Raw genomic sequence first — 25,272 nt, forward strand, 5'->3', positions numbered from 1 at the left:
CTCTATTCTCCCTACTAAAATTATCCAAGTATATATTATACTCCGAGTCCCACATAGGTTTCTTTATTAGTGTAAATTCAATATTATTGATACCACTAGGTTTTATAGCAATAATATATTCTTTTAATTTTGGAATAGTTCCTAGTTTTTTGACACTAGCCATTTTTAGGCCACTGGCTTCACTCATTTTAACCGCAATGATTTTAACGACATCGTATCCAAATATTTCCTCACAAACCTTAACTAAATTAAAGACTTCATTATCATCTATAGATATATATATTATTCCTTCTGGATGAAGTAAATTTTTAGCGACAAGCAGCCGTGAAAATATCATATTCAGCCAGCTTGAATGATACCTACCAGAGGTTTCTCTATTAGTTGAATTCAATTGACCATTGATATTAATTTGCCCAGTTACCTCTAAATAGTTTCTCATATTATCATGATAATTATCTTTATAAACAAAATCGATACCAGTATTATATGGTGGATCGATATAGATCATTTTTACCTTTTTATGGTAAGACTTTTGTAATATTTTAAGTACTTCAAGATTATCACCTTCAATAAAAAGGTTCCCTGTGGTATCCCAATTCACACTTTCTTCTTTACAAGGGCGTAGCGTGCCTGTTGATGGAGTCTGGGCAATTTGACGCGCGCGGGTTTTACCATGCCAAGTGAAGTTATAGCGCTCATCTGAATCATCAACGACTTCACCAAGCACAGCCTTTAAAGCATCAAAGTCGATTTTTCCTTCAGAAAATACCTCAGGAAAAAGCTGTTTAAGTTGATCGATATTTTCTTGAGTGATATTCGTACTTTTGGATTCTGGGTAGTCCAGGGTGATTTTTTCAATTGTCATCAGGGGCATTCCATTCATTGCCAACTGAGCAAAACTCATGCTCGAGGTTAATATTCTTCGCTAAACTGTTAAATAATTGCCTTAATCGCAGCAATTTGCTGTTTAAGTGTAGTAAAGAATCCCTGATTAACATGAAAATGAAGTATCAGAATGAAATCATCGAAACGCCAATATGTTGTGAATTTAAGCTTGAAGCCGTTCAAAAAGTGATTATTCATCAACAACGGATTGCAGATGTGGCTCGTTTACTGGAACTCCCTTGTTCGGAGTGGAATATAGATAATATCACCGCTTCACACAGTATTTGGACGCACTAATAAAAAAATCCGGTCAGCTTACGCATAACCGGATTTTAAAAACATTTAGCTTTGCTATATGCCTATATTAATGGCGTACTACAACACCATTACTCCACCGTCACCGATTTCGCCAAGTTGCGTGGTTGATCCACATCTGTGCCTTTGATCAAAGCAACGTGGTAAGACAGCAATTGCAGTGGCACGGTATAGAAGATCGGGGCGATCAACTCTTCTACATGTGGCAGGGAGATGATCTTCATGTTTTCGCTATTGGTGAAGCCTGCATCCTGATCAGCGAAGACATACAGCAAACCGCCGCGGGCGCGAACTTCTTCGATGTTGGATTTCAGTTTTTCCAGCAGTTCGTTGTTCGGTGCAACGATGATCACTGGCATATCCGCGTCGATCAATGCCAGAGGGCCATGTTTCAATTCACCCGCCGCGTAGGCTTCTGCATGAATGTAAGAGATCTCTTTTAGTTTCAGCGCACCTTCAACCGCGATCGGGTATTGATCGCCACGGCCAAGGAACAGGGCATGGTGTTTTTCGGAGAAGTCTTCTGCCAGTGATTCAATCAGCTTGTCTTTCGACAACATGCTTTCAATGCGGCTTGGCAGGGCATGCAGGGCATGAACGATGTCTTGCTCCAATTCTGCATTACCATCTTTCAGGCGTCCCATGTAAGCCACCAGCATTAACAGTACAGTAAGCTGGGTAGTAAAGGCTTTAGTGGATGCCACGCCGATTTCTGCCCCGGCTTTGGTCATCAGGGCAAATTCTGATTCGCGTACCAGCGAAGAACCTGCCACGTTACAGATGGTCAACGAAGTCAGGTAGCCCAATTCTTTGGATAAACGCAGTGCGGCCAAGGTATCCGCCGTTTCACCCGACTGGGACAGGGTAATTAACAGGCTTCCTTTACGGCATGCTGGCTTGCGGTAACGGAATTCAGAGGCGATTTCAACATCACATGGAATGCCTGCCAACGATTCGAACCAGTAGCGCGAAACCATGCCCGCATTATAGGAAGTACCGCAGGCAACAATTTGGATATGCTCAACTTGAGACAGTAATTCCGCAGCATTAGCGCCCAGTTCTGACAGATTTACCTGACCATTGCTTAAACGCCCTTCCAACGTGCTCTTGATCGCCATTGGTTGTTCGTAAATCTCTTTCTGCATGTAGTGACGATATACACCTTTGTCACCTGCGTCGTACTGAACGTTGGATTCAATTTGCTCGCGCTCAACCGCCTCGCCCTGTACATCAAAGATGCGAACAGTACGGCGAGTGATTTCTGCGATGTCACCTTCTTCCAGATAGATAAAACGACGGGTCACCGGCAGTAACGCTAATTGGTCAGATGCAAGGAAGTTTTCCCCCATACCCAAGCCAATCACCAATGGGCTGCCAGAACGCGCTGCTACCAACACATCAGGTTGACGGCTATCCATAATTACGGTGCCATAAGCGCCACGCAATTGTGGAATAACACGCTGAATAACTTCCAGCAGTGATCCGCCTTGTTGCTGTTCCCAGTGAACAAGGTGGGCAATGGTTTCAGTATCTGTATCAGAAGAGAAGGTGTAACCACGCGCTTTTAATTCTTCGCGCAGTTCTTCGTGGTTTTCAATAATTCCGTTATGTACAACCGCAATATGTTCAGAAACATGCGGATGGGCATTGCGTTCGTTTGGTTCACCGTGAGTCGCCCAACGAGTATGGGCAATCCCCGTTCCGCCAATGACTGGCTGTTTGTCGGCTTCATCAGCCAGCATCTGCACTTTACCCACTTCACGCAGGCGGGTCATGCGGTTTTCACTGTCAACGACAGCCATACCCGCAGAGTCATAACCACGGTACTCCAGGCGACGAAGACCTTCGAGCAGTATTTCTGCAATATCTCGTTGTGCTACTGCACCAACAATTCCACACATGGGTTTTATTCCTAAAAACAGGGCTAATCAACGCCCTTTTTATGTCGCACAACCTGATTGTCTTACGGCAAATCGCGTTCCGGCTTTGCCGTCCCCGAGCTTTGTAGAGATGGGGATTTTTTTATGGGTATATCTTATTTATTTTTTCTTTACTGGACGTTGCCAGTTTTTAATATGAGTTTGTTTTACGCGGCTGATAACCAGCTCGTTCTCAGCAACGTTTTTTGTTACGGTAGTGCCAGCGCCAATCGTTGCCCCGTTCGCTACTGTAATTGGTGCAACAAGCTGGGTATCAGAACCAACAAATACATCATCACCAATGATGGTTTTAAACTTGTTGGCGCCATCATAGTTGCAGGTAATGGTTCCGGCACCAATATTCACATTATTACCAATTTCAGAATCACCAAGATAAGTCAGGTGGCCCGCTTTGGAACCTTTGCCAAGGGAAGATTTTTTCATTTCAACGAAATTGCCAATGTGAGCTTTTTCCGCCAATTTGGAACCAGGGCGTAAACGAGCAAAAGGCCCAATCGTACACTCAGCAGCAATTTCAGAATCTTCAATGACAGTGTAAGGGCTAATGACGGCACCATCACCAATTACGCAATTTTTCAGGATACAACCTGAGCCAATCTCAACATTATTCCCCAGTGTGACATGGCCCTTGATAGTGACATTGGTATCAATCACCACATCGCGTCCATGTTCTAATGTTCCGCGCAAATCAAAACGAGCCGGATCTAATAACATGACGCCTGCCAGTAGTAATTTTTCAGCTTGTTCTGTTTGGTAAATACGCTCCAGAGCGGAAAGTTGAAGGCGATTGTTAACCCCTTCCATCTCACTTAAACGGCTTGGGTGTACTGCCTTGATTTGACGGCCTTCTTTGTGTGCAAGCGCAATAATATCGGTCAGATAATATTCGCCTTGGGCGTTGTTGTTTTCCAACTTGGATAACCAACTTTTTAAATCACCGCCATTCGCCACCAAAATACCGGTGTTGATTTCATTGATTTTACGCTGTTCTTCTGTTGCATCTTTTTGTTCGATAATGCCCGTCACTTCACCATTTTCACGAATGATGCGACCATAGCCCGTTGGATTATCCAGAATTGCAGTTAATAAACCAATTCCACCCTCTGGTTTAGTCTCAATCAAACGCTCTAAGGTGTCTTTGGCAATCAAAGGCACATCACCGTAAAGAATCAGAATATCTTCATCATCCGAAAAATGCGGGGCAGCTTGCTGCATGGCATGACCCGTACCTAGCTGTTCAGCTTGCAATACCCAGTTCAGATTCTGGTTGGAAAGTACTTGTTTCATCAGATCACCGCCATGCCCATAAACCAGATGAACATTTTGGGTACCCAATTCCATTGCGGTGTCAATAACATGCTGAACCATGGGTTTCCCGGCCAGCAAGTGCAGAACTTTAGGAAGAGCGGAATACATGCGAGTTCCCTTGCCAGCAGCAAGGATCACAACACTTTTTTCACTGACACTATTTGCATTGATACTATTTGCAATAATAGACATAAGAAACCTGACAATTCCAATTTTAAGTATGAAAGTAAACCTGTTTGCGAAATAAATTGCCACATATTTCGCAATGCAAAAAAGCCAGTTAGCTTTCACCAACTGGCTTTCTATCTAACTGCCTATATCCTGCATTTTTCGAGTTGCAACTCATTTGGATGCAATTCGAAATCTATCGGATAATTATAACATCATCTTTTTTGTCATCTCGATAACGCGAAGTTTCGCGATCGCTTTCGACAATTCAGCAGATGCCTGAGCATAATCAACATCGCCGTGAGAATTACGGATGTGTTCTTCTGCCTTGCGCTTGGCTTCAAGCACTTTAGCTTCGTCCAAATCCTTACCACGGATCGCTGTATCAGACAGTACGATAACGCCGTTTGGCTGAACTTCAAGAATTCCACCTGACAGGTAGATAAACTCTTCTTCACCAAACTGCTTAACAATACGTATCATGCCCGGTTTTATGGCAGTCAGCAGTGGTGTGTGTTGAGGATAGATCCCCAACTCACCTTCACTACCTGTCACCTGAATTTTCTGTACCAGTCCTTCAAACAGCTGTTTTTCAGCACTGACTACGTTCAGGGAGAACGTCATTGCAGCCATATCAACCTCCCGTCAGCCGTATTAAAGCTTCTTCGCTTTTTCCACAGCTTCGTCGATGGTACCAACCATGTAGAACGCCTGCTCTGGCAGATGGTCATAATCACCGTTCAGGATGCCCTTGAAGCCACGGATAGTGTCTTTCAGAGAAACGAATTTACCTGGAGAGCCAGTGAAGACTTCTGCAACGAAGAATGGCTGAGACAGGAAGCGCTGGATCTTACGGGCACGTGCCACAACCAGTTTGTCGTCTTCAGACAGTTCATCCATACCCAGAATGGCGATGATGTCTTTCAGTTCCTGATAACGTTGCAGGATAGACTGAACGCCACGAGCCACATCATAGTGTTCTTGACCAACAACCAGTGGGTCAAGCTGACGGCTGGTTGAATCCAGTGGGTCAACCGCAGGATAAATCCCCAAAGATGCGATCTGACGGCTCAATACGACCGTTGCATCCAAGTGGGCAAAGGTTGTCGCTGGTGATGGGTCAGTCAAGTCATCCGCAGGAACGTAAACAGCCTGTACGGAGGTGATGGAGCCAGTTTGGGTTGAGGTGATACGCTCTTGCAGAGCACCCATCTCTTCCGCCAACGTTGGCTGATAACCTACCGCAGATGGCATACGGCCCAACAGTGCAGATACTTCTGTCCCTGCCAGGGTATAACGGTAAATGTTATCAACGAACAGCAGAACGTCGCGGCCTTCATCACGGAATTTCTCCGCCATAGTCAAACCAGTCAATGCTACACGCAGACGGTTTCCTGGTGGCTCATTCATCTGACCGTATACCAGAGATACTTTATCCAGTACGTTTGAATCAGTCATTTCATGATAGAAGTCGTTACCTTCACGGGTACGCTCACCTACACCGGCAAATACAGAGTAACCTGAGTGCTCGATCGCGATGTTACGGATCAGCTCCATCATGTTAACGGTTTTACCTACACCCGCACCACCAAACAGACCTACTTTACCACCCTTAGCGAATGGGCAAATCAAGTCCATGACTTTGATACCGGTTTCCAGCAGTTCCTGCGAGTTGGACAGCTCTTCATAGGTTGGTGCTGTACGGTGAATTGACCAGCGCTCTTCTTCGCCGATCTCACCTTTCATGTCAATTGGATCGCCCAATACGTTCATGATACGGCCCAGTGTTGCTTTACCCACAGGTACTTCGATTGGGTGTCCTAAATCAGTCACATCCAAATTACGGCGCAAGCCATCGGAGGTACCCATTGCGATACAACGGACGATACCACCACCTAACTGCTGCTGAACTTCCAGCACCAGTTTTTCTTCACCGTTTTTAACCTCAAGGGCATCGTATACTTTTGGTACGCTGTCCTGAGGGAATTCGACGTCCACTACGGCGCCGATTACCTGGATAATCTTTCCAGTAGCCATCTTGAATCCTCTACGTAATTCGTAAACCTAGCTGTTAAACCGCAGAAGCACCCGAAACGATTTCGGTGAGTTCCTGAGTGATACTGGCCTGACGAGCCTTGTTGTAAACCAACTGCAACTCTTTGATCAGGTTGCCACCGTTATCGGTCGCGGCTTTCATCGCTACCATTCGTGCGGCCTGTTCACTAGCCAGGTTTTCAACGACGCCCTGATAAACTTGCGATTCTATATAGCGGCGCAGCAGGGTATCCAACAACGCCTTAGGATCAGGTTCATACAGATAGTCCCAGGACTTCTTCTTCAGTGTTTCATCGTCTCCGGCTGGCAGAGGCAATAACTGAGTGATCGTCGGAACCTGAGACATTGTATTCATGAACTTGTTTGTCACTATATACAGTTTATCCAGACGTCCTTCGTCATATGCTTGCATCATGACGTGGACTGGCCCGATCAGTTCGGACAATGATGGGTTATCTCCCATCCCTGTTACTTGGGCAACAATGTTGCCACCAACAGAAGAAAAGAAAGAAACCGCTTTCGATCCAACAAGCGCCAAATCAACTTGGACGTTTTTATCAGACCAGCCTTTCATTTCTATCAGCAATTTTTTGAACAAGTTAATGTTCAAACCGCCACACAAACCACGATCAGTCGAAACAACCACATACCCAACACGCTTTACTTCGCGCTCTTCAAGGTAGGGATGCTTGTATTCCAGATTACCTAACGCGAGGTGTCCAATCACACTGCGAATGGTTTCTGCATAAGGACGGCTGGCCGCCATGCGATCCTGCGTTTTACGCATTTTGGACGCGGCGACCATTTCCATCGCTTTAGTGATTTTTTGCGTGTTCTGCACACTGGCGATTTTGGTGCGTATCTCTTTTGCGCCGGCCATATCTGCTTCTCCTCATTAACCAGACGGCCCATGTTTAGTTAAACTGGGCCGAATAGTGTTACCAGGACTGAGTCGCCTTGAAGGATTCCAACAGAGATTTCAGCTTAGCTTCAATCTCTCCGTTGTAATCACCAGACTGGTCAATCTCTTTCAGAAGATCAGCATGTTCACGGCTAGCATACGCCAACAGCGCAGCTTCGAAACTGACCACTTTCGCGATTTCGATATCTTCCAGATAACCACGCTCAGCGGCAAACAGGGACAGCGCCTGCTGTGCAATGGACATTGGCTGATACTGTTTCTGTTTCAACAACTCAGTTACTTTCTGACCATGATCCAACTGCTTACGGGTTGCATCATCCAGATCAGAAGCAAACTGGGAGAATGCCGCCAGTTCACGGTACTGAGCCAGAGCGGTACGAATACCACCAGACAGTTTCTTGATGATCTTAGTCTGAGCAGCACCACCTACACGGGATACGGAAATCCCTGGGTTAACCGCTGGACGGATACCTGCGTTGAACAGAGAAGACTCAAGGAAGATCTGACCATCAGTGATGGAGATAACGTTTGTTGGTACGAACGCAGAAACGTCACCCGCCTGAGTTTCAATGATTGGCAATGCAGTCAGAGAACCTGTTTTACCTTTCACTTCGCCATTGGTGAATTTTTCAACGTATTCAGCGTTAACACGCGCTGCACGCTCCAGCAAACGGGAGTGCAGATAGAAAACATCACCAGGGAATGCTTCACGTCCAGGTGGACGACGCAGCAACAGAGAAACCTGACGGTATGCTACAGCCTGTTTAGACAGGTCATCGTAAACAATCAGTGCATCTTCACCGCGATCACGGAAGTATTCACCCATCGCGCAACCAGAGTATGGTGCCAGATATTGCAGTGCCGCAGATTCTGAAGCGGATGCAACAACAACGATAGTGTTTTCCAGTGCGCCGTGCTCTTCCAGTTTACGAACTACGTTAGCAATGGTAGACGCTTTCTGACCAATCGCAACATAGATACATTTGATACCAGAATTACGCTGGTTGATGATCGCATCAATAGCCAGAGCGGTTTTACCCGTCTGACGGTCACCGATTACCAATTCACGCTGGCCGCGGCCAATTGGGATCATGGCATCAACGGATTTGTAACCTGTCTGGACAGGCTGGTCAACAGATTGACGATCGATAACGCCCGGTGCAATAACTTCAACAGGAGAGAAGCCATCATTTTCAAGAGCGCCCTTACCGTCGATTGGTTCACCCAGCGTGTTAACAACACGACCCAGCAGACCACGACCAACAGGTACTTCTAAAATACGGCCAGTACATTTGACTTTCATGCCTTCGGCTAAGTCAGCATACGGACCCATCACAACTGCACCTACAGAGTCACGCTCTAAGTTCAGTGCAATTGCGTAACGATTGCCAGGCAGAGCGATCATTTCACCCTGCATGACATCGGCTAAACCGTGAATACGAATGATACCGTCGTTAACGGAAACAATCGTACCTTCATTGTGAGCTTCGCTCACAACATTGAACTGAGCAATACGCTGTTTGATCAGTTCGCTGATTTCGGTGGAATTCAGTTGCATATGCTCCAGTCCCCTTAAGACTGCAAGACGTCTGTTAAACGATCCAGACGGCCACGAATACTGCCATCGATCACCATGTCACCAGCGCGGATAACCACACCAGCAATAACAGACTTGTCAATTTTGCAATTCAGCTTCACTTTGCGTGACAGACGTTTTTCCATCGCCGCAGAAATTTTAGCTTGCTGTTGCTCATTCAGTTCGGACGCAGAAATCACTTCAACATCAATGGTTGATTCAAGTGATGCACGCAATTGGATAAATTGCTGGAAGACTTCCGGCAGTACCAGCAAGCGACCATTTTCTGCCATTACACGAATAAAGTTCTGAGCATGCGCATCAACCTGCTCACCACAAATAGTGATGAAGATTTTGGCTAACGTTTCCGGTGCCAATGAACCGGAAAGCAGCTCACCAACCTGCTCATTACGAGTGACCTCAGCTGTGAACGCCAGCATGTTTTGCCAGTGTTCAAGAGATTGGTGTTCTACAGCAAAGTCAAAAGCTGCTTTGGCGTAGGGGCGAGCTACCGTAGCAAATTCAGACATGCCCCTCCCTCCTTACAGTTCAGCGACCAGTTTATCAACGATGTCGCTGTTAGCAGCTTCATCCACGGAACGTTCGATGATTTTCTCGGCACCTGCGATAGCCAGCATCGCAACCTGTTTACGTAACTCTTCACGAGCGCGTTTGCGTTCAGCTTCAATTTCAGCGTGAGCCTGCGCTACTATTTTGTTACGTTCCAGCTCAGCTTCTGCTTTAGCGTCATCAATGATTTGGGCTTTTTGTTTATTAGCCAGCTCAATGATAACTTGCGCATCAGCTTTCGCTTTTTTCAGTTGGTCGGACGCATTGGCTTGCGCTAAGTCCAGGTTCTTTTTGGCACGCTCTGCTGAAGCCAAACCGTCAGCAATCTCTTTCTGACGTTTTTCAATGGCCGCCATGATTGGTGGCCATACATACTTCATGCAGAACAAAACAAACAGGACAAACGCGATGGCCTGGCCGAGGATTGTTGCGTTAATATTCACAGCACAATACCTCTATTTCAATTAATGAATCGGCGTAATTTTCAGTTCTGCTATTTTATTTAGTGCCAGTAGCGAACATCATATACAAGCCCAGACCCACAGCAATCATCGGGATGGCGTCAACCAGACCCATAACGATAAAGAACTGTGTACGCAGCAAAGGAATCAGATCAGGTTGACGAGCAGCACCTTCGAGGAATTTACCTCCAAGTATGCCGATACCGATCGCAGCACCAATAGCCGCCAAACCCATCAGAATAGCGGCAGCTATGTATACCATATGCATTTCCATGACAATCTCCAGTTTGTTTTAGTTAAAACATAATGATTGATAAAAATTAATGCTCTTCAGATGCCATCGACAGATAAACAATCGTCAGAACCATAAAAATAAAGGCTTGTAACGTAATAATCAGTATGTGGAAAATCGCCCACGGCAGGCTGAGTAACCACTGTGACCAAAACGGTAAAAGAGCCGCAATAAGAATAAAGATCAACTCACCAGCATACATATTACCAAACAGTCGCAGACCGAGTGATATAGGTTTGGACAGCAAGCTGACCCCTTCCAGAATTAAGTTAATTGGAATAAACAATGGATGATTGAAAGGCTGTAATGCCAGCTCCTTCGAAAAACCACGAATTCCTTTCATCTTAATGCTGTAGAACAGAATGAGGACAAAGACACCCAAAGCCATCGACAAGGTGACACTGACATCTGCTGTTGGAACAATACGCAGAGCAGGCAAGCCGAAGAAGTGTTCACCGATTAAAGGAATAAAATCGATTGGCAGCAAATCCAATGCGTTCATTAGTAACACCCAGACGAACACAGTCAAAGCCAGAGGGGCAATCACTTTGCTCTTGCCGTGATACATATCACGCACAGTGTTATCAACGAAACCGATTAACATTTCTACTGCAGTCTGGAATTTCCCCGGCACGCCATCAGTGGCACGCACCGCGACTCTTCTGAATACAAATAGAAACAACATCCCTAATACGATGGAGAAAAAAAGCGAGTCAATGTTCAACGTCCAGAACGTCGCCTCATGACTCTTGTGAGGATCGACCAACTCAAAGGTACGCAAGTCCAACTGAAGGTGACTCAGATGGTGACTTATGTAATCTCCCGGAGTTGAAACTTCTCCTGATGCAGACATGATGCTTTTACCCTTTTGTTGTTAAAAACGCTAACCGTTCATTACGGCAGGTGCGATGAGCTGCACAATCAGCACCGCTAAATAGGCCACACCAAGTGGTGCAAATGCCGCCTTGAACACTCCTAAAGCGACTATCAGCACGGTTATCGCAATGATAACCTTAATCCCTTCGCTAATCGCTAAAAACCATGCAATCCGTACTGGAACGCCCTCTTCCTTTGTCTTTTGGAAGCGGCCAAGCAGCATAAAAATGGCATTTGGTAGCCAATACGCCAGCCCACCGACAAAAGCAGAAGCGCCCCACTCTATACTTTTGGTACAAAAAGCCACACTGAGAATAACAAAAGTCATTAACTGCAAAAGTAACAGTTTCAGTACCATTCTACCGCTGTAAAGGGATACAGACATGACTTTTGTTTTCTCCCTGAGGTACGCCATCACATATCAGGCTTTGCTGAATGTTGTATAAAACTGGCTTTGCTTAAGAGTGTCAAGTGACAAAAACGTGCAAATTATACGGGCAGCCAAAATGAATTCAATCCATAAGTAGCGAAAAAGTGAATTATTATTTAAATTTCTAACTTTGGTGCTAGATCGCTCACAAATACCATTTAATATTCTGCAATGCTTAATGATATAACCTCAAAACTAAACGTGATATGCATCACACTAAACAAGATTCATCAATTATATTTATCATTAAATGTATGTTAGAAGTATTTTGTTTTTTTATTGAAAATCAATTAATTAATATTACACCTATAAAGTTTTATCTGATATATCGATAAAAAAGGTGAGATGTTTATTTTACTTACTTTCCCTAAAGTTTATTTATAAAGAAAATCGATAACAATCTTTAGAAAGAAAAATTCTTCCAATATAAAAATAACGTTGGTTTTCTGTGAACCATCAGTAAATAAATTTGAATCTATGGAAGGAGATAATTAGTAACGCCCGTTACATTTTAAATGTGGTTGGCGTTACTCATTATTTGAGTTTTTATTGACAAACAGCAAAGTTAGTTTGACTTAAGTATTACCAGATGGCGTTGTTCATCCAATCCTGTGATCTGGAGAGGAATGACAGTATCAAGCACAATCCCCGCAGGCAATTGAGTCAATTCATCTTTCGGTAATATGCCTTTCAAGGCATAAAAACGTCCTTCAAGTGGTTGAGGAAGGTGGCTACACCACGAGAGCATGTCTTGCAGTGAAGCAAATGCACGGCTAATCACCCCATCAAAAGGTGGCTCAGGAATAAATTCTTCAACTCGGCTCTGTACAGGCTCAATATTGGTCAAACCTAATTCATGTTGAACCTGACGCAAAAAGCGAACTCGTTTTCCCAAACTATCCAACAAAGTGAAATGGGAATCTGGACGCACAATTGCCAGCGGGACGCCTGGCAAGCCAGGGCCTGTTCCCACATCAATAAATCGCGTTCCATGCAGGAATGGATTAACAACAATGCTATCCATAATATGCCGAACCAACATCTGTTCCGGATCTCGGACAGATGTCAGATTGTAAGCCTTGTTCCATTTATTCAGCATGTCGACGTAGGCAATAAGCTGCTGTTTTTGTTCCAGTGTTAACTTAATATCCGTTTTCGCCAGCAGTGATTCCAATTTGTTAAGCAAAATTTGTCTCCTTAGGCGCTACGACGCAATAAACCTTGTTTTTTCAGCCATACCAGCAAAATAGAAATTGCGGCTGGAGTGATGCCTGAAATACGTGAAGCCTGACCAATTGAACTTGGTTTATGATCATTCAGTTTTGCAATAACTTCATTGGAAAGCCCGTTGACTTGTTGATAATCCAAATCAACGGGTAATGCCGTGTTTTCATTGCGTAATTGTTTTTCGATCTCTTCTTGTTGACGAGCAATGTAGCCTTCGTACTTCACTTGAATTTCAACCTGATCAGCAGCTTGAGGCTCTGTCAGTCCGGGTGAAAAACGTGGTAATGAAGTCAGTAATTCATAATTCATCTCAGGACGACGCAGCAAATCTTCAGCATTGGCTTCTTTTGATAACGGTTTTTTCAACATTTGGTTGATATCCGCTAGGTTGTCAGAATTAGGATGAACCCAGATATTGCGCAGACGTTGGCGCTCCTGATCGATCATTTCAACTTTGCGGCAATAATGTTCCCAACGGAGATCATCAATCAAGCCAAGTTTACGGCCTTGTTCAGTCAGACGAAGATCCGCATTATCTTCACGCAGCATCAAGCGGTATTCAGCACGGGATGTAAACATGCGGTAAGGCTCTTTAGTTCCGAGTGTGCATAGATCATCAACCAATACGCCAATATAAGCCTGATCACGGCGTGGGAACCAACCTTCTTCACCATTGGCATAACGTGCAGCATTGAGGCCTGCCAGTAACCCTTGTGCGGCTGCTTCTTCATATCCTGTAGTGCCATTGATTTGACCAGCAAAGAACAGACCGTGGATAAATTTACTTTCCAGTGTTTGTTTTAAATCGCGTGGATCAAAGAAATCGTATTCGATCGCATAACCAGGACGAATGATGCGGGCATTTTCCATGCCTTTCATCGAGTGAACTATTTGCATCTGAACATCAAATGGCAGACTGGTCGAAATGCCGTTTGGATAGATTTCGTTACTGGTCAGTCCCTCTGGTTCTAAGAAGATCTGGTGAGCGTTACGATCCGCAAAACGCATAACTTTGTCTTCAATGGAAGGACAGTAACGAGGACCGATGCCTTCAATGATCCCTGCATACATTGGACTGCGATCCAAGTTGTTACGGATCACTTCATGGGTTTTTTCATTGGTATGTGTGATGTAGCATGGGATCTGCCGTGGGTGTTGATCAATGTTACCCATGAATGAAAATACTGGTGTCGGATTATCGCCCAGTTGTTGTTCAAGCTGACCAAAATCAATAGTTCGTGCATCAATGCGAGGGGGTGTACCTGTTTTTAGGCGAGCTACGCGCAAAGGTAATTCACGTAAACGGTGAGACAATGAGATCGCAGGCGGATCTCCAGCTCGTCCTCCACTGTAATTTTCCAATCCGATGTGAATTTTTCCATCAAGGAAGGTCCCTACAGTGAGAACCACAGATTTAGCTTTGAATTTCAATCCCATACGAGTAACAACACCTGTAACGGTATCATTTTCAACAATGAGATCTTCAACTGGCTGCTGGAAGATCATTAAGTTAGGTTGATTTTCCAGTGTTGTTCTTACTGCTTGTCGGTAAAGTACTCGATCCGCTTGTGCCCGTGTTGCTCGAACGGCTGGGCCTTTGCTGGCATTGAGTGTTCTAAACTGAATGCCAGCTTGATCCGTGGCTTTTGCCATTAGGCCACCAAGTGCATCGATCTCTTTTACCAGATGCCCTTTACCGATCCCACCAATGGCTGGATTACATGACATCTGGCCCAAAGTATCAATATTGTGAGTCAGTAGTAAGGTTTGACGCCCCATACGTGCGGAGGCCATCGCTGCTTCAGTACCGGCATGGCCCCCGCCGATAATGATGACGTCAAAGTGCTCTGGATAAAACATGTGTGAACCTTCAATTGTGAAAATGCTTCATATGCATTGAGGAGAGAATTCTACTCAAGTTTGGACCTAAGACCAAGAGGTGTGAGATCATCATTATTTAAAAGAAGATCTTTTTATTTAAAGATCTCTTTATTAGATCTTTTATTAGGATCGCGATCTTCTGTGGATAAGTGGATTTTCCATATAAAGATCATAACGGTGTAAAGGATCATTTGCTGTGAATGATCCGTGATCCAACTCAGTATAAGCTGGGATCTAAAAGCCGAGTTATTCACAGCCACTAGAATGATACTAGGTTATTAAATGGATAACTACGGGTTAACCCCTGCTTTTCCGATGAGTTATCCACAGTTGATCGTTATATTTTTAATCGGATCAGAGTAACTTCGCCCACTCTTTAACCCATTTTTCGGCCGGATCTTCGGGAATTTCGTGTTGCAGAATGTCTATTTCCAATCGATCCCCGATCCGTTTTGCTCCGAGATCCTCCAATAAACGTTCCAGTGATCTTATTGCGCCACAGAATGTGTCATATTCGGAGCTGCCAATGCCGATAGCACCAAATGTGATATTACTTAGATCGGGTTGCCGTTGTGTGATCGCATCTGCCAGAGGCTGGAGATTATCAGGTAAATCTCCAGCTCCATGCGTTGAAGTAACCACAATCCACAATCCTTCAAGGGGAAGATCTTCCAATGAGGGACCATGAAGCATTTCCGTTGAAAACCCGTCATTTTCTAAGATCTCAGCTATATGTTCTGCGACGTATTCAGCGCTACCCATTGTACTGCCGCTGATTAAGGTTATCGTGCTCATCATGATCCTTGCTAAATTAAAGGGTAGCTATTGTACGCTGTGAATCTATTGGTATCTACCTGTGGATAATGTGGTTAACTGGTTTCTGCTTTACGGTTTTATTGTCCTTATTATCGGGTTTTGCAGGGAGATCAATGTTTCTGTTGACTGGATCTCGTCGATAGTCTGTATCTTGTTGATAAGTACGTCCTGAAGAGCTTCGATAGATCGACACATGACCTTAATGAAAATGCTGTAGTGTCCTGTGGTGTAATAAACTTCAACGACTTCATCAAGCATATCGAGTTTCTTCAATGCAGCCGGATAGTCTTTTGCGCTTTTCAATATGATGCCAATAAAGCAGCACACATCGAACCCCAGTTGTTTAGCACTGATATCAACCCGAGTCCCTGTGATGATCCCTGATTGTTTCATTTTTTCTACTCGGACATGAATTGTTCCTGGGCTTACCGCGAATTTTTTGGCTAATTCTGCGTAAGGTGTACGAGCGTTTTCCATTAAAGCGTGAAGTATGTCACGGTCTAAATTATCGATCTGATAAATTTCTGCCATTTTTAATCCCTATTTTTGAATAATATTCATTTTTATAGTCTAAAAATTATCGTTTGTAGATCTAATACAATATTTTTATTATCAGATATTGAATTTGTACCTCATTTTGTTGCTTAATCTATACCAACAGGACACAGGGCCACTAAAAATTTTGAGATCAGAACCATGAAAACATCCTTCATTGAAAAACAGCAGCAGATTAGTTTTGTGAAATCATACTTTTCCCGTCTGCTAGAGAAACAACTTAGTTTAATCGAAGTTCAAGGACCTATCTTGAGCCGTCTTGGTGATGGTACTCAGGATAACTTGTCTGGCCATGAAAAAGCGGTTCAGGTGAAAGTGAAAACTTTGCCGGATGCCACATTTGAAGTGGTTCATTCTCTGGCGAAATGGAAACGCAAAACATTAGGTCGCTTTGGTTTTCAGGCTGAACAAGGATTGTATACCCACATGAAGGCTCTGCGTCCTGATGAGGATCGCTTAACCCCTATCCATTCTGTGTTTGTTGATCAGTGGGATTGGGAGAAAACGATGGGTGAAGGTCAGCGTTCACTCGACTATTTAAAACAGACAGTAGGTAAAATCTACGAAGCAATAAAAGAAACACAACAAGCAGTAAGTAAGGAATTTGGTCTGGCACCGTTCCTGCCAGATCAAATTCACTTTATTCATAGTGAAGAGCTTCTGAAACGTTACCCTGATCTGGATGCTAAAGGTCGTGAGCGTGAGGCTGCCAAAGAGTTTGGTGCGATTTTCCTGATGGGCATTGGTGGTAAATTGTCTGATGATCAGGCACATGATGTACGCGCGCCGGATTATGACGATTGGACGACACAAAACAGTGATGGTTTCTTCGGCCTGAACGGTGACATCATTGTCTGGAACCCAGTTTTGCAGGATGCTTTTGAAATTTCTTCAATGGGTATCCGTGTTGATGCAGAAACTTTGCAACGTCAGCTTGCACTGACCGATGATGAAGATCGTCTGCAATATGATTGGCATCAAGCACTGATTAAAGGTGACATGCCGCAATCTATTGGTGGTGGCATAGGACAATCCCGTTTGGTGATGTTGCTGCTGCAAATGGCACATATCGGTCAGGTTCAGTGCGGTGTTTGGTCACCAGAAATCATTGAATCCGTTGAGGGCGTACTCTAAGTTTTAATTTAGCCATCTTCTCTGTAATCGGTTTGTAATCCCGGTATTAAAATGCCAGATATGATCAAATATCCGCATAGTACCGGGTCTTCCGTATATCGTCATTTTGCTTAATTCCACTAATTTACTCATATCCCATAATCGATCATTAGTTGTTCTTTTTCTTGTTCTAACTTATTGAGCTTCAATGAGAGAATTAAAAAAATCGATTCAGCTAACCTATTCAATAAGTTAGTTTTTTTCTTCACTTACCTTCTCCTTAAACGTTTCTATGATGATCACAGTTTCGTATCAATTATATTGTCTTTGATGTTTAGATTTATATGATGGCTGGATAGCGAAACGTTTCGCTAAGGAGTTTATAAAAATGAAAAAAGGCGTTTTATTACATTCTGATATTTCAGCCGTTATTTCTCGTTTGGGGCACACGGATCAGATTACAATCAGTGATGCGGGGTTATCTATCCCGTCGTCTACCCAGCGAATTGATTTAGCGCTAACCCAGGGAATCCCCGATTTGTTACATGAGCAAATCATCAAGCGTATTGCTGATCTCGAAATACAACAGGGAAATGCAATTGCAAGAAAGTATGTCAGTCATAGCATTCTGAAAGCGAAAACAGAGAAGAGCAAAGCGGTTATTCGTACAGGAGAGTGTTCTCCTTATGCCAATATCCTTCTTTGCTCTGGCGTAACTTTCTGAGGATATTATGGAGCCATTACTGGAGTTAAAGGGGATTGATAAGACTTTCCCTGGGGTAAAAGCGTTGTCAGGGGCAGCGTTACGTGTTTATCCCGGGAAAGTGATGGCATTAGTCGGAGAAAACGGTGCCGGCAAATCCACGATGATGAAAGTCTTGACTGGTATTTATAAAAAAGATGTTGGCACGATCCGCTATCTTGGACAAGATGTGGCTTTCTCTGGTTCCAAATCGTCTCAGGAATCGGGTATTGGCATTATTCATCAAGAGTTAAACCTCATCCCTCAATTAACGATTGCTGAAAACATTTTTTTGGGACGTGAGTTCGTTAATAAACTGGGTATCATCAACTGGAAAAAAATGTACAAAGAAGCTGATAATTTGCTGAAGCGTCTAAATATCCATTACAGCAGCCATCGGCTTGTTTCTGAATTATCCATTGGTGAGCAGCAAATGGTAGAAATTGCTAAGGTGCTGAGTTTCCAATCTAAAGTCATCATTATGGATGAACCCACCGACGCTCTAACTGATACCGAAACTGAATCCTTATTTCATGTTATACGGGAACTGAAAGCACAAGGATGTGGCATTGTCTATATTTCTCATCGCTTGAAAGAGCTATTTGAAATTTGTGATGATGTGACAGTATTGCGCGATGGGCAATTTATTGGTGAACAGCCCATTAAGGCTCTGAACGAAGAGCGATTGATCGAAATGATGGTGGGGCGAAAGCTAGAGGATCAATACCCACGTTTGGATCTACCGAGAGGTGAAAAACGACTGGAAGTTGAAATCCTCTCTGGATCGGGGATCAATAATGTCAGTTTTTCCCTGTTTGGTGGAGAAATTCTGGGGATCTCTGGATTGATGGGCGCTGGTCGTACTGAACTGATGAAGGTGATTTACGGAGCTTTGCCAAAAACTGGAGGTAAGATCTCGCTTGATGGCAAACCCCTGACGATCCGCAATCCACAGGAGGGACTCACCAATGGCATTGTCTATATTTCTGAAGACCGTAAGCGTGATGGATTAGTTTTGCAAATGTCGGTCAAAGAGAATATGTCCCTCACTGCATTACGCTATTTCAGCCGAAATTCTTGTCTTTTGCATCACTCCTCAGAACAAAAATCCGTTGCCGACTTTATCAAGCTATTTAATATAAAAACACCCTCAATGGAACAAGCTGTCGGTCTGCTTTCTGGCGGTAATCAGCAGAAAGTTGCGATTGCCCGTGGATTAATGACTCGGCCAAAAATATTGATCCTTGATGAACCAACCAGAGGCGTAGATGTTGGGGCGAAAAAAGAAATCTATCAGCTTATCAACCAGTTTAAAAAAGAAGGCTTGAGCATTATTTTGGTTTCTTCTGAGATGCCTGAAGTAGTGGGAGTAAGTGACCGTATCTTGGTCATGCATGAAGGTAATATCAGCGGGGAATTCGATGCGAAAGGTGTTTCTCAGGAAGCATTGATGGCTGCTGCTGTTGGTAAACAATATATAAGCAAACAACCTATTGGTACACAATCTATCGACAAGCAAAGTACGGGCAATTAAAAGAGAATGGTCAAGGATAATGGATATGAACTCTAGTACAGCGCCAGCTTCCCGACGTTGGTTTACGAAAACATGGTTGATGGAGCAAAAATCTCTCATTGCGCTCTTATTGTTGATTGCTGTGGTTTCTTTCCTTAGCCCCAATTTTTTCACATTGAATAACTTGTTCAACATCCTCCAGCAAACTTCTGTCAACGCTATCATGGCGGTTGGAATGACATTGGTTATCCTGACATCGGGAATTGATCTATCTGTTGGTTCCCTGCTGGCTCTGACAGGAGCTGTGGCTGCATCAATGGTAGGAGCAGACATCAATGCCTTACTCGCTGTTGCTGGGGCTTTGGCATTGGGAGCTGCAATTGGGGCTTGTACAGGTGTGATTGTTGCGAAAGGCAAGGTTCAGGCATTTATTGCGACATTAGTGATGATGTTATTACTGCGCGGAGTGACCCGGGTTTATACCGATGGGAGTCCGATTAATATGGGGTTCAGTGACAATGCGGCTCTGTTTGGTTGGTTCGGCATTGGGCGTCCATTAGGAGTACCTACACCTGTGTGGATCATGTTGCTGGTGTTTGTCGTTGTTTGGTTCATTCTTCATCACACTCGTCTTGGGCGTTACATTTACGCATTAGGCGGAAATGAATCTGCAACACGTTTATCAGGTATTAATGTTGATAAAATAAAAATAATCGTTTATTCCCTATGTGGTCTGTTGGCTGCACTGGCCAGCATTATCGAAGTTGCCCGATTATCTTCTGCTCAACCCATGGCTGGAAGTGGTTATGAACTGGATGCTATTGCAGCAGTCGTACTGGGTGGCACCAGTTTGGCAGGAGGCAAAGGACGCATTGTTGGTACGTTGATTGGTGCGCTGATCTTAGGCTTTTTGAATAATGGATTGAACTTGTTAGGAATTTCTTCCAACTACCAGATGATCGTCAAGGCAGTTGTGATTTTACTGGCTGTATTGGTTGATAACAAAAGTAGTACATAACCTCACCCTACAGGAAAAAACAACATGAAAATGAAGAAGCTGGCAACCATTCTCTCCGCCATAGCATTAAGCGCTACCATGAGTGCTAATGCACTGGCGAAAGATAGCATTGCATTGGTTATTTCAACCTTGAATAACCCCTTCTTTGTCACAATGAAAGATGGCGCACAAAAAGAAGCTGATAAACTGGGATATAACCTGATTGTGCTTGATTCTCAGGATAACCCGGCAAAAGAGTTGGCCAATGTACAGGATTTGACGGTTCGTGGCATAAAATTGATGTTAATTAACCCAACCGACTCGGATGCCGTTGGTAATGCAGTGATCATGGCAAATAAGGCGAATATTCCGGTTATCACTCTTGACCGTTCAACGTATAAGGGCAATGTTATCAGCTACATTGCCTCAGACAGCCGTTCAGGCGCCAAAATGGCAGCTGATTTTATTGCTGGAAAATTAGGTAATGATGTCAAGGTCATTCAATTGGAAGGTATTCCAGGAACGTCAGCTGCGCGTGAACGTGGTGAAGGTTTTGGTCAGGCAGCCCAAAAGCACAAATTCAATATGTTGGCTAGTCAGCCCGCTGATTATGATCGCACAAAGGGAATGAATGTCATGCAAAACCTACTAACAGCTCATCCGTCAGTGCAAGCCGTTTTCGCTCAAAATGATGAAATGGCTCTTGGTGCATTGCGAGCGTTGCAGACAGCTGGTAAAGAAGATGTGCTGGTTGTCGGATTCGATGGCACTGATGATGCTCTTAAGGCTGTACAGAGCGGTAAATTGGGAGCAACGATCGCACAGCGTCCAGATCAAATTGGTATCATCGGCGTTCAGACCGCAGACAAAGTTTTAAAAGGTGAAAAAGTTGACGCTACCATTCCGGTTGAGTTGGAATTAGTTATCAAAAAATAATTAGCATTGCGATGTAGCTATCGAGATGGGTGGCTGCATCGTTGTTGAGCAAGTAATAACAGCTGAACAGGAATAAATGTAATGAACATGGCAAAACTGGTGGTGATAGGTAGCATCAATGTAGATCACATATTGAATCTCGATTCTTTTCCTCAACCAGGTGAAACAGTGAAAGGAGAACAGTATAGGGTTGCATTTGGGGGAAAGGGAGCAAATCAGGCTGTTGCTGCTGGTCGTTGTGGTGCTGACATTACATTTATTGCTTGCGTTGGCCGAGATGATATTGGTGCACGGATTTACCAACAGTTGGCGAAAGATAATATTAATACTTCCTCAATTGAAATTATTGAAGGGGAAACAACGGGAGTTGCTCTGATTTTTGTTAATCAGCAGGGTGAAAATGTCATTGGCATTAATGCCGGGGCGAATGGGAGTTTAACCCCGGGTTATTTCCTTCGCCATGACCACGCGGTCAAAGATGCTGATGCACTGCTATTGCAACTTGAAACACCCCTAGAAACGGTACAACTTGCTGCTGAAACGGCCAAGAAACACCAGACTAAAGTGATCTTGAATCCAGCTCCAGCGCAGAAAATTTCAGATCAGCTGCTTTCGCTGGTGGATATTATTACACCGAATGAAACGGAAGCAGAGTGCCTGACTGGCATTGCTGTCAAAGATGATGTTGGCGCGGAAAAAGCAGCTCAGGCCTTACATGATAAAGGCATAGAAACGGTTATTATCACATTGGGTAGCCGAGGCGTATGGCTGAGTGAGAAAGGTAATAAAGGTAAAATTGTTCCCGGATTTAAAGTAAAAGCGGTCGATACAATTGCTGCAGGGGATACATTTAATGGCACCTTGATAACGGGATTGCTGGAAGGAAAAGAAATGTTGTCAGCGATCCGTTTTGCTCATGCAGCGGCTGCGATTGCAGTGACACGTCAGGGAGCGCAGCCTGCGATTCCGTGGCGAAATGAAATTGATGCATTTCTATCTGAACAGGATTAACTGTGGCTACCATGAAGGACGTTGCCCGTCTGGCGGGCGTCTCAACATCAACTGTTTCTCATGTGATTAATGACAATCGTTATGTCAGTGAGAGCGTGAAAAAGAGAGTCAATGCAGCGATTGAGGAGTTGAATTATGCTCCGTCTGCTGTGGCGAGAAGCTTGAAAATCAAGCAAACCAAAACCATTGGTATGCTGGTTACGGCCAGTGATAACTCTTTTTATTCCGAAGTTGTCAGAAGTGTCGAAAGGAACTGTTATGAACGGGGATACAGTTTAATTCTGTGTAATACCGAAGGTAACGTTACCCGTATGGTTCGCAGTATGGAAACCTTGCTACAAAAGCGTGTTGATGGCCTGTTAATCATGTGTTCTGAAACTCAGCGCCCACCCAGTAATGTCCTGCGCCGTTATCCATTGATTCCGATGGTAATCATGGATTGGTCTCCTTTTGATATCTTCAATGACATTATTAAGGATAATTCCCTGCAAGGGGGAGAAATGGCCACCAATTATCTGATCAGTCGAGGCTTTCGCAAAATTGCCTGTATCACTGGCCCACGAGATAAGACACCTGCCTGCCAGCGTTTGGCTGGATATCAAAAAGCGATGCAGGAAGCTGGGCTGGAGATTCCCGTTGGATATGAAATCTACAGTGATTTTGAGTTTGCTGGCGGATTGTCATCAATGAATCAACTACTCCAATTATCTGAACCACCGGAAGCCTTATTTGCGGGTAACGATGCTATGGCGATTGGAGCCTACCAAGCCTTGTATCAACAGGGGCTTTCTGTACCGGATGATATCTCCATTATCGGATATGACGATATTGCAATTGCACCTTACTTGATCCCTCCGTTGACAACCATCCATCAACCAAAAGATGAATTGGGTAAGTTGGCGATTGATAGCTTGATTTATAGAATGGATAATCCAGAGAGTGAGCCAAAACAACTGATTTTGACGCCTGAATTGATCGAGAGAAGTTCTGTCGCCAGCCGTTAATCGATTTATTTCTTCTTAATTAAGTTATTGCCGTCTTCTTTATTCAGTAATAGGAAAACAGTAGAAGAAATCAAGGTAATCACTCCCATCGTAATCAAAGTATAGTGAAAATGGCTCACGGCTGAGCCATATCCCATTGACTCATAAAACCGCAGGGCTGCCGCACTGACGGTTACCCCAAAGCTGATAGATAACTGTTGAGTAACTGCTAGCAGGCTATTCCCGGCACTGGCATTGTTATCGTTCAGATCACCTAGGGTGATTGTATTCATCGCTGTAAACTGTGTGGACATCACCATTCCCAATATAAAAAGAGGAATTATTAAAAATGCGATAGGGAGTTCCGGTGTCTGTAGAGCAAATTGCGAAATCATTATACCGATAATAATCGTGACCCAAATGAGCGTATTTCTATATCCAAAGCGGGTCAGTACCTTGGTGACAAAAGACTTGGCTAAAATTGAACCAATTGCGTTCGGTGCCATCATTATTCCTGCTATCACCGCTGAAAACCCAAATCCCACCTGCAACATCAAAGGAATAATAAATGAAAGCGATCCAGTACTTAGTCGAGTAGCAATATTGCTGGCGATGCCAATTGAAAATGTACGTGTTTGGAACAACTGGAGATTAATGAGAGGATTTGGATGTCTTTTCGCATGGAAAACATATCCTGCTAGCATGATGATACCGCTAAAAAATAAAGCGAGAGGAATATAGCCAGAAAATGAGTTATGCCCAAATAAATCAAAGCTGACTGAAATCACGACCAATCCTATGCTAAACAACATGAATCCCAGAAAATCGAAAGGGCACTTGGGCATGGTTAAATTGGGCATATTCTTTTTGGCGTAAATGATACCCAATAAACCAATGGGAATATTGATGATGAATATCCAATGCCATGTTGCATAGGTCACTAACAACCCGCCAAACATTGGACCCAAAATCGGACCCAGTAATCCTGGCATGGTGACAAAGTTCAGAATAGGTAATAGTTCGCTACGCGGATATGTTCTTAACAAAGCCAGACGAGCGACAGGCATCATCATAGCTCCACCTATGCCTTGAATAATTCTGGATATAACTAAGGAAGGGAGATTGTGCGATAGTGCACAAGCAAGCGAGCCTAAAGAAAAGAAAGAAACAGCATAAATGAATACAGTACGAGTGCCGAATCTATCAGCGAGCCAACCGCTTACAGGAATTAGCATCGCTACAGTTAAGGTATAACTGACAATAGCAGGCTGCATTGCCAGTGGAGAATGATTAAGACTTTTAGCAATTGCCGGTAGTGCAGTGTTAAGAATTGTAGCGTCTAAAGACTGCATAAAAAAAGCCATGGCCGCAATCCAAGGTAACCCCGACATATTGCGTGCAGATTTAACCATTAGATATCCCGTTTATTTTTTATGATAATTAGTGAATACATAATACTTTAATACATTAAACCCAAACTATTTTTAGGCTATTAATAAATCAATCGCGTCATCTAGGGTCGATTGACTGTTGTTACAGTCTGTTATAGACAATGGCACTAACAATCGTTGTATGCCATATGGATTTAATGATTGTTGTCTAAAACGTCAATTTTAGAATAAAAAAAGCGCGTAATGGTCGATTTTGTTGAAAAAAAACACGAACAGAAAAAAAATCAAAAAAAACTATTGTCACATCCG

The 25,272-nt window shown here is 43.8% G+C and carries 25 protein-coding genes and 1 pseudogene; 8 read left to right on the forward strand and 18 right to left on the reverse strand.

Annotation, left to right across the window (positions count from 1 at the left end; all coding sequences use genetic code 11):
* Positions 1-865: DNA methyltransferase (locus PSI14_RS17875; RefSeq protein WP_306309339.1), on the reverse strand; the 865-nt coding region annotated here is incomplete at its 3' end.
* 131 nt (positions 866-996) lie between these two features.
* Between PSI14_RS17875 and PSI14_RS17880 the strand changes: the two genes are divergently transcribed.
* Complete coding sequence (locus PSI14_RS17880) at positions 997-1,182, forward strand: hypothetical protein (protein WP_273577305.1); 186 nt, start codon at positions 997-999, stop codon at positions 1,180-1,182.
* An 89-nt stretch (positions 1,183-1,271) separates the two neighbouring features.
* On the opposite strand, the gene glmS is transcribed toward PSI14_RS17880, so the two are convergent.
* The 15 genes from glmS to asnC all read right to left on the reverse strand — a co-directional run bounded on the left by glmS (position 1,272) and on the right by asnC (position 16,253).
* Positions 1,272-3,101: a glutamine--fructose-6-phosphate transaminase (isomerizing) gene (glmS, locus tag PSI14_RS17885; RefSeq protein WP_273577307.1), complete on the reverse strand. Its 1,830-nt coding sequence runs from the start codon at positions 3,099-3,101 to the stop codon at positions 1,272-1,274.
* A gap of 138 nt (positions 3,102-3,239) precedes the next feature.
* Positions 3,240-4,640, reverse strand: coding sequence for a bifunctional UDP-N-acetylglucosamine diphosphorylase/glucosamine-1-phosphate N-acetyltransferase GlmU (glmU, locus tag PSI14_RS17890; protein ID WP_273577309.1), 1,401 nt, complete (start codon positions 4,638-4,640; stop codon positions 3,240-3,242).
* Between the two features lie 183 nt (positions 4,641-4,823).
* The gene (locus PSI14_RS17895) at positions 4,824-5,249 is read right to left on the reverse strand and encodes a F0F1 ATP synthase subunit epsilon (protein WP_086109486.1); all 426 of its coding nucleotides are present in this window, start codon (positions 5,247-5,249) and stop codon (positions 4,824-4,826) included.
* Between the two features lie 21 nt (positions 5,250-5,270).
* The gene (atpD, locus tag PSI14_RS17900) at positions 5,271-6,653 is read right to left on the reverse strand and encodes a F0F1 ATP synthase subunit beta (RefSeq protein WP_273577311.1); all 1,383 of its coding nucleotides are present in this window, start codon (positions 6,651-6,653) and stop codon (positions 5,271-5,273) included.
* Between the two features lie 34 nt (positions 6,654-6,687).
* Entirely contained in the window at positions 6,688-7,551 is an 864-nt protein-coding gene (atpG, locus tag PSI14_RS17905) for a F0F1 ATP synthase subunit gamma (protein ID WP_273577313.1), read from the reverse strand.
* 58 nt (positions 7,552-7,609) lie between these two features.
* Positions 7,610-9,151: a F0F1 ATP synthase subunit alpha gene (gene atpA / locus PSI14_RS17910; protein WP_273577315.1), complete on the reverse strand. Its 1,542-nt coding sequence runs from the start codon at positions 9,149-9,151 to the stop codon at positions 7,610-7,612.
* A gap of 14 nt (positions 9,152-9,165) precedes the next feature.
* Positions 9,166-9,699: a F0F1 ATP synthase subunit delta gene (atpH, locus tag PSI14_RS17915; protein ID WP_273577317.1), complete on the reverse strand. Its 534-nt coding sequence runs from the start codon at positions 9,697-9,699 to the stop codon at positions 9,166-9,168.
* Positions 9,700-9,711: 12 nt separating this feature from the next.
* Positions 9,712-10,182, reverse strand: a complete 471-nt coding sequence (gene atpF, locus PSI14_RS17920; RefSeq protein WP_086109481.1) for a F0F1 ATP synthase subunit B — start codon at positions 10,180-10,182, stop codon at positions 9,712-9,714.
* A gap of 55 nt (positions 10,183-10,237) precedes the next feature.
* Positions 10,238-10,462 (reverse strand): F0F1 ATP synthase subunit C, encoded by a 225-nt coding sequence (gene atpE, locus PSI14_RS17925; RefSeq protein WP_370688885.1) that lies wholly within the window; start codon positions 10,460-10,462, stop codon positions 10,238-10,240.
* Positions 10,463-10,520: 58 nt separating this feature from the next.
* The gene (atpB, locus tag PSI14_RS17930) at positions 10,521-11,345 is read right to left on the reverse strand and encodes a F0F1 ATP synthase subunit A (RefSeq protein WP_273577320.1); all 825 of its coding nucleotides are present in this window, start codon (positions 11,343-11,345) and stop codon (positions 10,521-10,523) included.
* 30 nt (positions 11,346-11,375) lie between these two features.
* Positions 11,376-11,753, reverse strand: coding sequence for a F0F1 ATP synthase subunit I (atpI, locus tag PSI14_RS17935; RefSeq protein ID WP_273577322.1), 378 nt, complete (start codon positions 11,751-11,753; stop codon positions 11,376-11,378).
* 610 nt (positions 11,754-12,363) lie between these two features.
* Positions 12,364-12,984: a 16S rRNA (guanine(527)-N(7))-methyltransferase RsmG gene (gene rsmG, locus PSI14_RS17940; protein WP_273577324.1), complete on the reverse strand. Its 621-nt coding sequence runs from the start codon at positions 12,982-12,984 to the stop codon at positions 12,364-12,366.
* 11 nt (positions 12,985-12,995) lie between these two features.
* Positions 12,996-14,885, reverse strand: a complete 1,890-nt coding sequence (gene mnmG / locus PSI14_RS17945) for a tRNA uridine-5-carboxymethylaminomethyl(34) synthesis enzyme MnmG (protein ID WP_273577325.1) — start codon at positions 14,883-14,885, stop codon at positions 12,996-12,998.
* A 375-nt stretch (positions 14,886-15,260) separates the two neighbouring features.
* Entirely contained in the window at positions 15,261-15,701 is a 441-nt protein-coding gene (mioC, locus tag PSI14_RS17950; RefSeq protein ID WP_273577347.1) for an FMN-binding protein MioC, read from the reverse strand.
* A gap of 90 nt (positions 15,702-15,791) precedes the next feature.
* The gene (asnC, locus tag PSI14_RS17955) at positions 15,792-16,253 is read right to left on the reverse strand and encodes a transcriptional regulator AsnC (RefSeq protein WP_273577327.1); all 462 of its coding nucleotides are present in this window, start codon (positions 16,251-16,253) and stop codon (positions 15,792-15,794) included.
* Positions 16,254-16,418: 165 nt separating this feature from the next.
* On the opposite strand from asnC, the gene asnA reads away from it, so the two are divergent.
* Positions 16,419-17,411, forward strand: a complete 993-nt coding sequence (gene asnA, locus PSI14_RS17960) for an aspartate--ammonia ligase (RefSeq protein WP_273577329.1) — start codon at positions 16,419-16,421, stop codon at positions 17,409-17,411.
* A 3-nt stretch (positions 17,412-17,414) separates the two neighbouring features.
* Here asnA and PSI14_RS20330 read toward each other — a convergent pair.
* A pseudogene (locus PSI14_RS20330) lies at positions 17,415-17,516 on the reverse strand (hypothetical protein); the annotation flags it as partial.
* A gap of 262 nt (positions 17,517-17,778) precedes the next feature.
* Here PSI14_RS20330 and PSI14_RS17965 point away from each other — a divergent pair.
* From PSI14_RS17965 to rbsR, 6 genes are all read left to right on the forward strand, one after another.
* Complete coding sequence (locus tag PSI14_RS17965) at positions 17,779-18,114, forward strand: RbsD/FucU domain-containing protein (RefSeq protein ID WP_273577331.1); 336 nt, start codon at positions 17,779-17,781, stop codon at positions 18,112-18,114.
* A gap of 7 nt (positions 18,115-18,121) precedes the next feature.
* Entirely contained in the window at positions 18,122-19,666 is a 1,545-nt protein-coding gene (gene rbsA / locus PSI14_RS17970) for a ribose ABC transporter ATP-binding protein RbsA (protein WP_273577333.1), read from the forward strand.
* Positions 19,667-19,691: 25 nt separating this feature from the next.
* Entirely contained in the window at positions 19,692-20,663 is a 972-nt protein-coding gene (rbsC, locus tag PSI14_RS17975) for a ribose ABC transporter permease (RefSeq protein WP_273577335.1), read from the forward strand.
* Positions 20,664-20,687: 24 nt separating this feature from the next.
* Entirely contained in the window at positions 20,688-21,578 is an 891-nt protein-coding gene (rbsB, locus tag PSI14_RS17980) for a ribose ABC transporter substrate-binding protein RbsB (protein ID WP_273577337.1), read from the forward strand.
* Between the two features lie 81 nt (positions 21,579-21,659).
* Positions 21,660-22,589 carry a ribokinase gene (gene rbsK / locus PSI14_RS17985; RefSeq protein ID WP_273577339.1) on the forward strand — a complete coding sequence of 310 codons (930 nt, stop codon included), beginning with the start codon at positions 21,660-21,662 and terminating at the stop codon, positions 22,587-22,589.
* Between the two features lie 2 nt (positions 22,590-22,591).
* Positions 22,592-23,593 (forward strand): ribose operon transcriptional repressor RbsR, encoded by a 1,002-nt coding sequence (gene rbsR, locus PSI14_RS17990; RefSeq protein ID WP_273577341.1) that lies wholly within the window; start codon positions 22,592-22,594, stop codon positions 23,591-23,593.
* 5 nt (positions 23,594-23,598) lie between these two features.
* On the opposite strand, the gene mdtD is transcribed toward rbsR, so the two are convergent.
* A complete protein-coding gene (gene mdtD, locus PSI14_RS17995) occupies positions 23,599-24,984 on the reverse strand; it encodes a multidrug transporter subunit MdtD (RefSeq protein ID WP_273577343.1) in 1,386 nt (461 codons plus the stop codon).
* Positions 24,985-25,272: the final 288 nt, after the last annotated feature.

This window comes from Xenorhabdus anantnagensis (assembly GCF_028598555.1).
GTDB lineage: Bacteria > Pseudomonadota > Gammaproteobacteria > Enterobacterales > Enterobacteriaceae > Xenorhabdus > Xenorhabdus anantnagensis.

Bases quoted from the DNA above. Each gene is read 5' to 3' on its own strand.
- asnA (WP_273577329.1), top strand. From the start codon at position 16,419: ATGAAAACATCCTTCATTGAAAAACAGCAGCAGATTAGTTTTGTGAAA.
- glmU (WP_273577309.1), bottom strand. From the start codon at position 4,640: ATGTCTATTATTGCAAATAGTATCAATGCAAATAGTGTCAGTGAAAAA.
- atpG (WP_273577313.1), bottom strand. From the start codon at position 7,551: ATGGCCGGCGCAAAAGAGATACGCACCAAAATCGCCAGTGTGCAGAAC.
- PSI14_RS17880 (WP_273577305.1), top strand. From the start codon at position 997: ATGAAAATGAAGTATCAGAATGAAATCATCGAAACGCCAATATGTTGT.
- PSI14_RS17895 (WP_086109486.1), bottom strand. From the start codon at position 5,249: ATGGCTGCAATGACGTTCTCCCTGAACGTAGTCAGTGCTGAAAAACAG.
- rbsA (WP_273577333.1), top strand. From the start codon at position 18,122: ATGGAGCCATTACTGGAGTTAAAGGGGATTGATAAGACTTTCCCTGGG.
- atpE (WP_370688885.1), bottom strand. From the start codon at position 10,462: ATGGTATACATAGCTGCCGCTATTCTGATGGGTTTGGCGGCTATTGGT.
- atpH (WP_273577317.1), bottom strand. From the start codon at position 9,699: ATGTCTGAATTTGCTACGGTAGCTCGCCCCTACGCCAAAGCAGCTTTT.
- mioC (WP_273577347.1), bottom strand. From the start codon at position 15,701: ATGAGCACGATAACCTTAATCAGCGGCAGTACAATGGGTAGCGCTGAA.
- asnC (WP_273577327.1), bottom strand. From the start codon at position 16,253: ATGGCAGAAATTTATCAGATCGATAATTTAGACCGTGACATACTTCAC.
- atpB (WP_273577320.1), bottom strand. From the start codon at position 11,345: ATGTCTGCATCAGGAGAAGTTTCAACTCCGGGAGATTACATAAGTCAC.
- atpI (WP_273577322.1), bottom strand. From the start codon at position 11,753: ATGTCTGTATCCCTTTACAGCGGTAGAATGGTACTGAAACTGTTACTT.
- mnmG (WP_273577325.1), bottom strand. From the start codon at position 14,885: ATGTTTTATCCAGAGCACTTTGACGTCATCATTATCGGCGGGGGCCAT.
- rbsB (WP_273577337.1), top strand. From the start codon at position 20,688: ATGAAAATGAAGAAGCTGGCAACCATTCTCTCCGCCATAGCATTAAGC.
- atpD (WP_273577311.1), bottom strand. From the start codon at position 6,653: ATGGCTACTGGAAAGATTATCCAGGTAATCGGCGCCGTAGTGGACGTC.
- mdtD (WP_273577343.1), bottom strand. From the start codon at position 24,984: ATGGTTAAATCTGCACGCAATATGTCGGGGTTACCTTGGATTGCGGCC.
- rbsK (WP_273577339.1), top strand. From the start codon at position 21,660: ATGAACATGGCAAAACTGGTGGTGATAGGTAGCATCAATGTAGATCAC.
- PSI14_RS17965 (WP_273577331.1), top strand. From the start codon at position 17,779: ATGAAAAAAGGCGTTTTATTACATTCTGATATTTCAGCCGTTATTTCT.
- rbsC (WP_273577335.1), top strand. From the start codon at position 19,692: ATGAACTCTAGTACAGCGCCAGCTTCCCGACGTTGGTTTACGAAAACA.
- atpA (WP_273577315.1), bottom strand. From the start codon at position 9,151: ATGCAACTGAATTCCACCGAAATCAGCGAACTGATCAAACAGCGTATT.
- glmS (WP_273577307.1), bottom strand. From the start codon at position 3,101: ATGTGTGGAATTGTTGGTGCAGTAGCACAACGAGATATTGCAGAAATA.